This window comes from Ignavibacteria bacterium, assembly GCA_025612375.1.
GTDB lineage: Bacteria > Bacteroidota > Ignavibacteria > Ignavibacteriales > SURF-24 > JAAXKN01.
In genome coordinates, this window is record JAAXKN010000032.1 from 16594 (window position 1) to 27610 (window position 11017).

The 11017-nt window shown below is 47.8% G+C and carries 10 protein-coding genes; 2 read left to right on the top strand and 8 right to left on the bottom strand.

Annotation, left to right across the window (positions count from 1 at the left end; genetic code table 11):
- Nucleotides 1-150: 150 nt before the first annotated feature.
- Nucleotides 151-603: a response regulator gene (locus HF312_16305; protein ID MCU7521778.1), complete on the top strand. Its 453-nt coding sequence runs from the start codon at nucleotides 151-153 to the stop codon at nucleotides 601-603.
- Nucleotides 603-2168 (top strand): PAS domain S-box protein, encoded by a 1566-nt coding sequence (locus tag HF312_16310; GenBank protein MCU7521779.1) that lies wholly within the window; start codon nucleotides 603-605, stop codon nucleotides 2166-2168. The genes HF312_16305 and HF312_16310 overlap by 1 nt, the downstream gene beginning before the upstream one ends.
- 31 nt (nucleotides 2169-2199) lie before the next feature.
- Here the strand turns inward: HF312_16310 and ugpC are convergent, their stop codons facing one another.
- The 8 genes from ugpC to HF312_16350 all read right to left on the bottom strand — a co-directional run bounded on the left by ugpC (nucleotide 2200) and on the right by HF312_16350 (nucleotide 11000).
- Nucleotides 2200-3276 carry a sn-glycerol-3-phosphate ABC transporter ATP-binding protein UgpC gene (ugpC, locus tag HF312_16315; GenBank protein ID MCU7521780.1) on the bottom strand — a complete coding sequence of 359 codons (1077 nt, stop codon included), beginning with the start codon at nucleotides 3274-3276 and terminating at the stop codon, nucleotides 2200-2202.
- Between the two features lie 13 nt (nucleotides 3277-3289).
- Nucleotides 3290-4843, bottom strand: a complete 1554-nt coding sequence (xylB, locus tag HF312_16320; protein ID MCU7521781.1) for a xylulokinase — start codon at nucleotides 4841-4843, stop codon at nucleotides 3290-3292.
- A gap of 29 nt (nucleotides 4844-4872) precedes the next feature.
- Nucleotides 4873-5631 carry a phytanoyl-CoA dioxygenase family protein gene (locus HF312_16325; protein MCU7521782.1) on the bottom strand — a complete coding sequence of 253 codons (759 nt, stop codon included), beginning with the start codon at nucleotides 5629-5631 and terminating at the stop codon, nucleotides 4873-4875.
- 273 nt (nucleotides 5632-5904) lie between these two features.
- On the bottom strand, nucleotides 5905-6444 hold the full coding sequence (locus HF312_16330) for a flavodoxin family protein (GenBank protein ID MCU7521783.1): 540 nt from the start codon (nucleotides 6442-6444) through the stop codon (nucleotides 5905-5907).
- Between the two features lie 20 nt (nucleotides 6445-6464).
- On the bottom strand, nucleotides 6465-7775 hold the full coding sequence (locus tag HF312_16335; GenBank protein ID MCU7521784.1) for an ABC transporter substrate-binding protein: 1311 nt from the start codon (nucleotides 7773-7775) through the stop codon (nucleotides 6465-6467).
- Between the two features lie 182 nt (nucleotides 7776-7957).
- Nucleotides 7958-8983 (bottom strand): aldo/keto reductase, encoded by a 1026-nt coding sequence (locus HF312_16340; protein MCU7521785.1) that lies wholly within the window; start codon nucleotides 8981-8983, stop codon nucleotides 7958-7960.
- Between the two features lie 71 nt (nucleotides 8984-9054).
- Complete coding sequence (locus HF312_16345) at nucleotides 9055-9732, bottom strand: cobalamin-binding protein (GenBank protein MCU7521786.1); 678 nt, start codon at nucleotides 9730-9732, stop codon at nucleotides 9055-9057.
- 59 nt (nucleotides 9733-9791) lie between these two features.
- Nucleotides 9792-11000 (bottom strand): hypothetical protein, encoded by a 1209-nt coding sequence (locus HF312_16350; GenBank protein ID MCU7521787.1) that lies wholly within the window; start codon nucleotides 10998-11000, stop codon nucleotides 9792-9794.
- Nucleotides 11001-11017 lie beyond the last annotated feature (17 nt).

Consider the following 11017-nt stretch of genomic DNA (forward strand, 5'->3'; position numbering starts at 1 on the left):
CACAACCTCTGCGGCGGATCGGCGGGATAAGTTTTTGTATTTCTAAGGGGTAAATTGTTATATTATATTTAAGTAGGCTATGGCCTTAAAAAGTGTTTCAGGAATTAAAGATTATATTTTATAACGTTATCTTCCTTAGGATTAATATATATGGATACTCAGACTCTTATAAGACCGATGGAGATACTATTGGTCGAAGACAATAACGGCGATATACTGTTAATACAGGAGGCTCTGGAAGAAGGAAAGCTAAGCAGCAATTTAAGTGTTACAAAAAACGGGATGGAAGCCATCGATTTCCTGCACCGGAGGGGACCTTATAAGGATGCACCCACACCGGATCTGATCTTGCTGGATATGAACCTTCCCAAGAAAAACGGCAAGGAGGTCCTGGCTGAAATAAAGTCGGATGAAAACCTCAAGGTTATTCCTGTAGTAATACTAACTTCCTCGCAGGCTGAGCAGGACATTTTAGTAAGCTACAAGCTGAACGCCAACTGTTACATTACCAAACCGGTGGATTTTGAAAAGTTCATTACTGTAATTAACTCAATTGAGGACTTCTGGTTTTCAATTGTCAAGCTTCCTACTCAGGGGAAATAATGAAAAAAGAATCAATAAGGCTTCTTGTTATTGAGGACAATCCCGGAGATGCCGCTTTAATTGAGGATATGATCGGCGACATCTCTGAAATAAGGATTGAAATGATGCATGTTACGCGCCTCTCGGCAGGCCTGGAAGCGCTGGGAAGTTACAATATAGACGCGGTGCTGCTGGACCTGGGGCTCCCGGACAGCTTCGGTATAAGCACGCTGCACAAAATCCAGACCCATACCTCAGGCGTACCTGTTGTAGTTATGACCGGGCTGAATGACAAGCAGGTGGCGGTTGAGGCGATAAAAGGAGGCGCACAGGATTATCTTGTAAAGGGGAGGATTGACTCCGAGCTATTGGAGCATTCACTCCGCTATGCAATTGAAAGAAAGAGAATTGAAGAAGCCCTTATTGAAAGCCAGTCGGAGCTTAAGGCAACATTTGATCAGGCGGCAGTAGGCATTGCCCACGTTTCACTCGAGGGTAAATGGCTCAAGGTAAACCAGAAGATGTGCGACATTACAGGTTATACGGCTGAGGAGCTTTCAAGGCTTGACTTCCAGAGGTTAACGCACCCGGAGGACCTTGAAAAGGACCTGGAGCAGGTAAAAATGATTCTGGAGGGAAATATCAGTACTTACGCCATGGAAAAGCGCTACATAAGGAAGGACGGCTCAAGTATATGGGTAAACCTTACGGTTTCACTTGTACGCGACTCCGGGGGCAATCCCCCATATTTTATTTCCATTATTGAAGACATTTCGGAACGGAAAGAAGCTGAAGAGAAAGTGCTCCGCTATTCCGAAGAGCTCAGGAAAAGCAAGGAGGAGATTGAGAAAAACGCCGTTGAACTTGCCGCGCTGAATAAAAACCTTGAGGAGGTAAATGCCGGTAAGGACAGGTTTTTCTCAATTGTAGCGCACGATCTGAGAAGCCCGTTTTCGGCGCTGCTTGGCTTTACAGAGTACTTAAGCCATAACATTGATGAGCTTGGGAAAGATGAGATAAAGGATTTTGCATTCCGTGTGCATACATCGTTAAAAAGAATATTCCGCCTTGTTGATAACCTGCTGCAGTGGTCCACGCTGCAGTCGGGCAGGATGAAGTTTTCGCCCGTTAATTTCTGTCTTAATCTTTTGATTAAGGAAGTGCTGGATATATACCAGGTTAACGCGGCACGGAAAAAGATAAACCTGAATTTTGATTTTGAGAGTGACTACGACGTATTTGCAGACAAGAATATGACAGACACCGTAATACGGAATCTCCTCTCCAACGCATTAAAGTTTACGTATCCCGACGGGCGTGTAACGATCAGGGTCCATGACGATACAGACGATGTTATTGTTTCGGTAAGCGATACGGGAACGGGGATTTCGCAGGAAGACATGGTGAAGTTATTCAGGATAGAGGAAAGCGTTTCCAAAGCAGGAACGGATAAAGAGAAGGGGACAGGCCTGGGGTTAATTCTGGTAAAAGATTTTGTTGAACGCAACGGGGGCAGAATCTGGGTAGAAAGCCAGCCCGGGCATGGGAGCACATTCAAGTTTACATTAAAGAAAAAGGCCCTGTAAGGGCCTTTTTCTTGTACTGAAGGATAATAAATTACAGGGCCTGCTGGGTCTCGGAGTCGAAGAAGTGGAATTTCTCACGCTTGAAGTAGAGCGTTAGTTTGCTTCCTACATCGGGCTTTTCACGGGCCGGGATGCGGCTTACGAACTGGCTTTCTCCTAATGGGAAATAAAGGAATATTTCGTTACCCATAGGCTCTACTACTTCCAGGACTACTTCCACAGGTTCATATTTGTCTGAAGGGGTATCTAATTCATGTATGTCCTCGGGTCTTATGCCGAGAGTTACCTTCTTCCCTGAATAGTCCTTCATCTTAGAATCTACTTTGAATGATATCTTGCCTGTAGTGTCAGTGAATGTTTCACCTGTCACTGTTCCATTAAGGAAGTTCATTGGCGGGCTTCCTATGAAGCCAGCTACAAACTTGTTCTTTGGGCTGTTATAAAGGTTTAAGGGGGTATCCATCTGCTGCACCAGGCCGCTTTTCATTACAACAATCCTGTCACCCATTGTCATGGCCTCGGTCTGGTCGTGTGTTACATAGATCATTGTAGCCTGAAGTTTCTGATGGAGCTTTGATATTTCTGTCCTCATCTGAACCCTCAGCTTTGCATCCAGGTTGCTTAAGGGTTCGTCAAATAAGAATACCTTGGGCCTTCGCACAATTGCACGCCCGACTGCTACTCTCTGACGCTCACCGCCTGACAAGGCCTTGGGTTTACGCGTTAAAAGGTGCTCAATTTCAAGTATATGGGCAGCTTCTTCAACCCTTGTTTTTATCTCAGGCTTCGGGAATTTCCTTATCTTAAGGCCGAAAGCCATGTTCTCGTAGACTGTCATGTGGGGATACAGGGCATAGTTCTGAAATACCATGGCTATGTCACGGTCCTTTGGACTAATGTCGTTTACCAGGCGTCCGTCTATGTAGAGTTCTCCTGAGGTGATGTCCTCAAGGCCCGCAATCATCCTGAGAGTTGTGGATTTTCCGCATCCCGAGGGGCCTACAAGAACCAGGAATTCCTTGTCTTTTACATCGAGGGATACGCCTTTAACCGCCTCCTGGCCCCCTTCGTAGACCTTTGTTACTTCCTTTAAGCTTACTTCTGCCATAAAATTCTCTTTTTTATTTGTTCAATGTATGGAACTGTTTATTTACAGTTCTGGAAATTGTCTTAAACGTGCTCTTAAGCAATGGATACATTTCTTTGTATATGCTGTAATAGTCCTGATATATCTTTACGCCTTCAGCATCGGGCTCTGTGTGATCAGCAAGGGCAAGACAGGTGTCGCAGGCTTCTTCAACAGTATTAAATTCTCCCGTACCGACCGCAGCCAGAAGTGCCGCGCCATAAGGTGCGCCTTCGGTTGAAGTAAGCGTTACAATTTCACTGTTAAATACGTCTGCCAGTATCTGGCGCCATAGGCTGCTTCTTGCGCCTCCGCCCGACAAGCGTATCTGGCTTGCGTTTATTCCCATATGCCTGTTAAGCTCCAGGCAGTCCCTGAGGCTGTAGGCCACACCTTCAAGAACACTTCTTACCATGTGGGGCTTAGAGTGCCTGAGCGTAAGTCCAATAAATGTGCCTTTGGCATCGGGATCGGGATACGGGGTCCTTTCGCCTGAAAGGTAGGGAAGGAAGAGAAGTCCTTCGGAGCCTCTTTCAGCCATGGATGCTTCCTGAGTCAGTATTTCGTAGGGGTCCTGTCCTGTGTGGCGGGATAAGGATATTTCAGTGTCCCCCAGGACATCCCTAAACCAGCGGAAACTTCCTGCCGCGGCAAGTGTTACGCCCATAAGGTGCCACGTGCCGGGAACGGCGTGGCAGAAAGCGTGCAGGCGTCCTTCAGGTTCAATTTCAAGTTTATTGCTGTGAGTAAAAACCACGCCTGAGGTGCCTAGGACGACAGAAGTTATTCCCTGCCTTACGGTTCCCGTTCCAACGGCTCCTGCGGCCTGGTCGCCTCCTCCGCCTACAACAGGGGTGCCCTGGCAGAGGCCTGTAAGGGAAGCGGCCTCAGAGGTAACTTTTCCTGTAATGAAAGGAGATTCATAAACCTTCGGCATCCATTCTTTGCGTATATTAACCAGTGAAAGAATTTCATCGGCCCAATTCCGTGCGTTTACGTCCAGGAGTGAAGTGCCCGAGGCGTCTGAGACTTCTGTAGCCAGCTCACCCGTAAGGCGGTAGCGGATATAGTCCTTGGGCAGAAGTATGTGAGCAATTTTTTTATAGATTTCGGGCTCATTTTTCTCGACCCAAAGGACTTTTGGCGCGGTAAAGCCGGGGAGGACGGGGTTGCCTGTAATTCTAAGCAGGCGTTCGAAGCCCACTTTTTCAGTCATCTCGCGGCACTCTTCAATTGTCCTCTGGTCGTTCCACATGATGCATGGGCGGAGCACATTTCCATTTTCATCAAGAAGTACAAGCCCGTGCATCTGTCCTGTAAGTCCCAGGCCCTTAATGTCCTGCTTACTTATTCCCGAGTCACTGATAATCTTACGGAAGCTTCTTTGTGCGGCTGTCCACCAGTCCTCCGGATTCTGTTCAGCCCATAAGGGGCGCGGCGTAGACATTGTGTACCCGCTTGAAGCCGCGGCAATTACTTTTCCATTACTGTCGACAAGAAGCGCCTTTACACCCGTTGTACCGACATCCAGCCCGGCAAAATAAGACATTTAACTTATCCTCTAAATTTTTTAAAAGTTTATCTTACTCTTTTATTATCAGCAAGAAACGGCTCAGCCAGCCCTTTAAGAGATCCATCGGCCTCATAAATGGGTTCCGGGGAGTACTGTATTGCATAAGCGCGTCTCATCCTGTCTGTAAAATTAGCTCCCGAGCGGTGGAAGACAGTGCTTGAGAAAACGACAATTGATCCCGCCGGGCAGATTGCAGGCGTGCCGCGCTCAGTGCCGAAATATCCCACCCTGTCGTTTGAATTCGGGACGGGCTTATGCTCAACTTTGTCCCTGGTTCCGGCAAGCGAGTAGGGAAGGAGGTAGACGGTGCCGTTTTCCTCATTTACGTCGTCAAGAGGGATCCAGGCGTTGACATAAGGCTTATGCTGGTAGTCCACATAGCCCGAATCCTGGTGCCAGCCGAATTCAGCGCCTTTTTTGTCCGTTCCTTTTACCACGAACTGTTCCCAGAATAGCATTGCGTTGGGGCCTATGGTTGCGCGGCAGATTTCCGCCATGAGGCCGCTGAATATGAACTGCCCGAGTTCAGGGCGGTCCTTATATGCCAGGAACACGAAGTAGCGGCTGTTCTTGCGGCTGAGGTTAAGAGTGTCTGTTTTCTGGCGGTCCATCTCCTCATCCTGAAGGCGTATTAGTTCAGCGCATTCGGAGCGGAGGATTTCGAGGTTCCTGTCGGGTATTACTTTATCTAAAATAAAAAAGCCCTCTTCCTGGTATTTTCTTTTCTGTTCATCTGTAACACGGAATTCAGTTAGAATAGACATAGGTTTCTCCTTTCGTTATAATAATTTCATCCCGTTTAAATATCAATCTATTTTATGCGTCGTTCATTTTACATGTCGCCCCGTTGGGGCCCGGAAATTGGGGGGATACGGTTCCCGGGGGTTCCCGCATCCCCTAGCGGGGATTTGGTCACCCCCGGCTACAATCAAAGCGCCCTTCCAGGGCTTATTAACTGCGTAATTCTAAATGTTTTCTTTTCAGTGATGTCAGGAACCATTTCCTGACATCACTCTTTTCCGGCACCGCATTAAAATTTAATAATCTTCCTCTGCCATTGCGGAAAGGGTTTCTTTCTGGGTGTGGATTTCAACCCATTGGGAAAGCCTCTCGCCAAGCCTTCTGCAGGCTTTTATTTCTTTATCCATCAGGGGTGCTCCGGCCGATACGGCGCCATAATGGAGGGTAAACTTATCCTCGACATAATCCGTAACACCGAAGACCAGGAAACCGTAATTTATTAACATGACGAGAGCCGAGAGGCAGCTGATTTCATTTCCTCCGCCCCAGCCTCCCGAGGATGAGAAAGAGCAGCCGATCTTGCCGTCAATTTTTCCCCAGAGTTCTTCCTCAATTTCATCCCAGAAGCGTTTCATCTTCCAGGATATGAGTCCCAGACGGGTGGGAGTGCCAACGGCAATGCCGTCGCACCAGAGGACGTCTTCAGCTTTGGCTTCGTCAACAGATTTCAGGCGTACTTCGTGATGCTGATTCTGTCTTGCCCCTTCAGCAACATACTCGGCCATTTTTTTAGTATTGCCTGTTGCAGAGTCGTAAAGGACCAATAATTTTCCCATATAGCTTACCCTTATTATGATTAATTTGCTGCCCTCAGCAACCTGTCGGACTTTTGCGCCGCCAGGTCCAGAGCAGATTTTATGTCTGTTTTTCCTATTATGCAGTTTTCCACGGCCTGGGCAATAATCTGGTTAATTTCCACGCGGTGGTAATCAATTACGCCCCTGGCCTGACCTATAGGTATCTGTTCAACGAAAGCCTTCATGGCAGGATCTTTAGAAAGAAATTCTTTATATGCTTTCAGATCCAGCGTTGAACGCCTTACAGGAAGGTATCCGGACTTTTCAGAGAACATTGCCTGAACCTCAGGCTGAATGACCCACTTTAAGAATGTCCACGCTTCCTTCGGATGCGCGCTCTGCTTAAAGATTGCCAGGTGCTCGCCTGCAAGGTATGTTGCCCTTTTAACCGGACCCGCAGGAAGAGACGCAACAGACCAGTCCTTATTATTCATCTTGCGGAACTCGGGCAGATCCCACGGCCCATCCATAATCATTGCCAGGCTTCCCGAGGCAAAGCCCAGGTTGTGCGTCATAGTGCATTTTGTAAGATCGAGCCCCTGATAAAGGTCCTTCCAGAGTGAGAGCGCCTTTACGCCGGCCTCACTGTTAAATTCAACTTTTGTCTGTTCGGGGTTTATCACCCTTCCTCCCGCCTGCCAGAGGTACGGTTCCCATTGAAGTATCATCCATATGCTTAAGGGTCCGGAGGCCGGAAAAACAGGGACATAAAACCCGTACTGGTCGGTTATGCCGTCGTGGTTTTTATCCACAGTAAGTTTTTTTGCGTATTCGCGAAGTTCCGTCCAGTCCTTAGGCGGATGGTTTGGATCGAGCCCCGCCTGCTTAAAAAGCGCCTTGTTGTAAAAAAGAGCCAGGGTAGTGCATTCCATGGGAAGGGCGTAGAGTGTATCGCGCCACTTTGCCGCCTGGAGCAGCGGGGGGAAGATGTCGTTCATCTCCTCGTCTGTAAGTCCGTCAGGGCCCTTAATAAAATGGTTCATCGGGTACAGCGCGTCAGCCTCAACAAGCTTATCCATATAGTCCGAATGAATCCATGCGATGTCAGGCGCCGTGCGGCTTTGAATTGCGGTAACAAGTTTTTGTATCAGGGGGTCGCCGCTCGGGACGTACTGAGCCCTTATTTTAATATCCGGGTGCTCACGTTCGAACCTGTCGATCAGCTCATTTAAGGCCGGAATGGTGTTGGAGACAAAACTGTGCCAGAAAGTAATTACGACTTTGCCATCGTCCTTACTCCTGCTCCCGCAGCTTAGAGAAGAAAGCGCTGCCGCGGCTGTAAAAATGAACAGTATGAAATATTTTTTCATGGCCGGTCCCTGTTACATTAATTTTACACAATTTTTCTTAGAAAGGCACCCCGGTTTATTTATCCCTGAACATTGAAAGATAGCAAGGGCTCTTGCCTGAATGGCAACTTTCTGCTTCTGTTTAATTAGAAGGGGAGTCTCGCATCCGGGATAAATTTGAATTATGAATTATGAATTTTGAATTAGAAATTAGATTTATAGTTCCTGTCTTTCCTGTAGATATCAAAGTACCAGTGGGGATATATTTTCCCCGGGCTGCTTACTTCATCAAGCGCGTGCATCTCGTCTTCTGTAAGCTCCCAGTCACTCGTTTTTATGTTATCCAAAAGCTGTTCTTTGTTTCTTGCGCCGATTATAACCGAGCTTACGCCGGGTTTTCTTAAAAGGTAGTTAAGAGAGACCTGGCTTATGGAAACATTTCTTTTGGAGGCAATTTCCTCCAGCCTCCGGAGTATTTTTTCCCCTTTTTTTGTGTCGTATGGAAGATGGCTTCCGGGCTCCTTGATTCTTGTATCCTTAGGCCACTCGCGCCCCTGGCGGTATTTGCCCGTCAGAATGCCTCCGTGGAGGGGTCCCCAGACCGTTATTCCAATTTTTTCTTCCAGGCATGCCGGCACAATTTCCAACTCGAGGTCGCGCCCGACGAGGGAGTAATATGCCTGGAGTGTAATGAACTTTTCATAGCCTCTTTTCTCCTGGATGCTCAAGGCTTTAACAAGCTGCCATGCCATGAAATTAGAGCAGCCTATGTAGCGCACCTTGCCCTGGCGGACAAGAGTTTCAAAAGCCGAAAGTGTCTCCTCGAGAGGGACCATGAAATCAAATGAATGCGCCTGGTAAAGATCGATATAATCGGTATTGAGGCGTCTTAAACTTTCATCGCAGGCTTCAATTATTCTTCTGCGTGAAAGTCCCGTTCCGTTCGGGCCTTCAAAGAGCCTGAAGCCGCATTTGGTTGCAATTACGGCATCTCTGCGCCTTGGGCCCAAAGCGCGCCCGAGCATTTCTTCGGACCTTCCGGAGGAGTAGTTATCCGCCGTGTCGAAGAAGTTTACTCCGTGCTCCAGCGCCGCACCGGTCAGTTCATCGGCGTCGTGCTGGTCAAGGCGGCCTACGTGCGTCCAGCCGTCCTCGCCCGTAAATGTCATTACGCCGAAACAAATTTCCGAGACCTCAAGTCCCGAGTTTCCAAGCATTCTGTAATTCATAGACCAATTTAGAATTTTAAATTAAAAATAAAAATGGGGATAAACAAAAGCCGGCAATATTCCTTCCCTCCTTAGGGGGCCTGTACACCCAGAAGCTCTTTTACTATCGATACGGCCTTAGCCGCATCCCTTGAATAAGCGTCTGCTTTGATCTCTTCCATAAACTTCCGGCTTACAGCCGCCCCTCCGATAATTACTTTGTTACTTAGCCCTTCCGAGCGCAGCGCTTCCACAACGAGCTTCATATTGCCGATGGTAGTAGTAAGAAGCGCCGACATGCCGATTACAGCCTTTGGATGTTCCTTTGCCTTCTGGACAAATTTTTCCACAGGCGTATTTATGCCGAGGTCAATTACCTCGAAGCCGCCGCCTTCTAAAATCATTCCGACAAGATTTTTCCCGATGTCGTGCATATCGCCTTTAACCGTGCCTATTATTACGGTGCCGATTTTCCTGGTTTCATCACCTTTAAGGTACGGTTCAAGGACTTTCATTCCCAGCTTCATCGCCTGGGCAGAGACGAGCATTTCGGGCACGAAGCATTCACCTGCAGAAAATTTCTTTCCTATTTCATCCATGCCCTGAATGAGGCCTTCTTTAAGGATAAGGCCGACTTCGATATCTTCATCCAGAGCTTTTTGCACGAGTTCACTTACACCCTCTTGCCCCTGCATTTCTGGGGGATAAGGGGACTGCTGGTTTGCATGACCTTTAATTATACAGTTACTGATCTCTTCAAGTATACCCATTTAACAATTTCCCTTAGTTATTCAGTTTTATGTTTAGCAATTCCGCAAGGAAGGAGTTTTCAGCGCCCGTAATGCTTAAGCATTGGGAGGTCCCGATTTATATCGGGGCCGAAGAACTTGTAGATTATGAGGTCACGCTGCCCGGTGTTTTCAACTGTGAGATCCTTCTGTGCACGGTCTGAAGTAACGAGGATCTCATCCTGGTTAAAGTTACCGCCTTCGATCTCAAAGCCTGCAAAAAGTCCTTTGCCCTTCCAGACGAGTATGTTATAAACGCCGTTATCTTTTGAAGTAAATTTTCCTCCCGGGTGAACAACAAGTTTTTTACCGCTGAAGCTTAAGGTGTTGTAGAATATCCAGTACTCCTCGCCCCCACGCTGTTTAGTTTCTTCAATAAGGACAGGAGGGGTGTGGCGGTTTTCGTAGAAGTAAGGGTCTCCGCTTACCTCCCAGTTTATCATTTCAAGAATGATCTTTTCGCCGAATTTCTTTTTATCCTCCGGGCGCACATCCTTATAAAGGAGGTCCTTGTTTATTGTGTGGCTGCCCACTTTTGCCTGCATCATGGAAAACACGTCTGAGTCCTCCTGGAGCTCAATAGTAAGCGCCGTGCCGGGAGCGTGAAGCGTGCCGGCGGGGACGTGGAAGCCGTCGCCTGAGATCTGCTTAAAGGCTCTTGCGTGCTGAAGTATGGAGTCGTCTTTCCATTCCACCATGTGCGGAAGAAGGAGGTCGTACTTTTTCTCTTCGGCAATATAGGGATGCACGCCGAAAAATGTTTCAGGGCTTTTACCCATTTCAACTTCCTCTGGGAAGTAGTAGGCTTCTTCCTTGGAGTTGCAGCCAACGAGTTTTGCGTGCTGCTGCATCTGGTGGATGTGGTAGGGCAAGCGTTCCTCGTAATCAAATATTTTGGGTAGGCGGTTTAAGCCTTTGTGTGTCTTTGAATACTCAGTTCCCATTATTGCCTCAGGCGCATTTTCAACGGCGTCTTTAAGCGTGATGCGTTCGCCGGAGGAGATCATAAGGAAGCTTAAGCCTTCAAAGGGGACGCCCACCTTGTTGTCTGCTTTTGTTGTGGACCCGACCCAGCGTTCGCAGATGCCGCCACGGTCGCCAAGTTCATACTGGTTTTCCGGCAGTCCAAGCCGGCGCCCCGGGGGTAGGAAATCCCTTGCCACCCAGGCGGGTTCAAGCCTCAGGATGCCGTCATTTTTTTTAATTTCCTGTTCAACAACTGTTTTAATGTTAATTTCTGTTGTTTCCATTTATATTCTCCTGTATA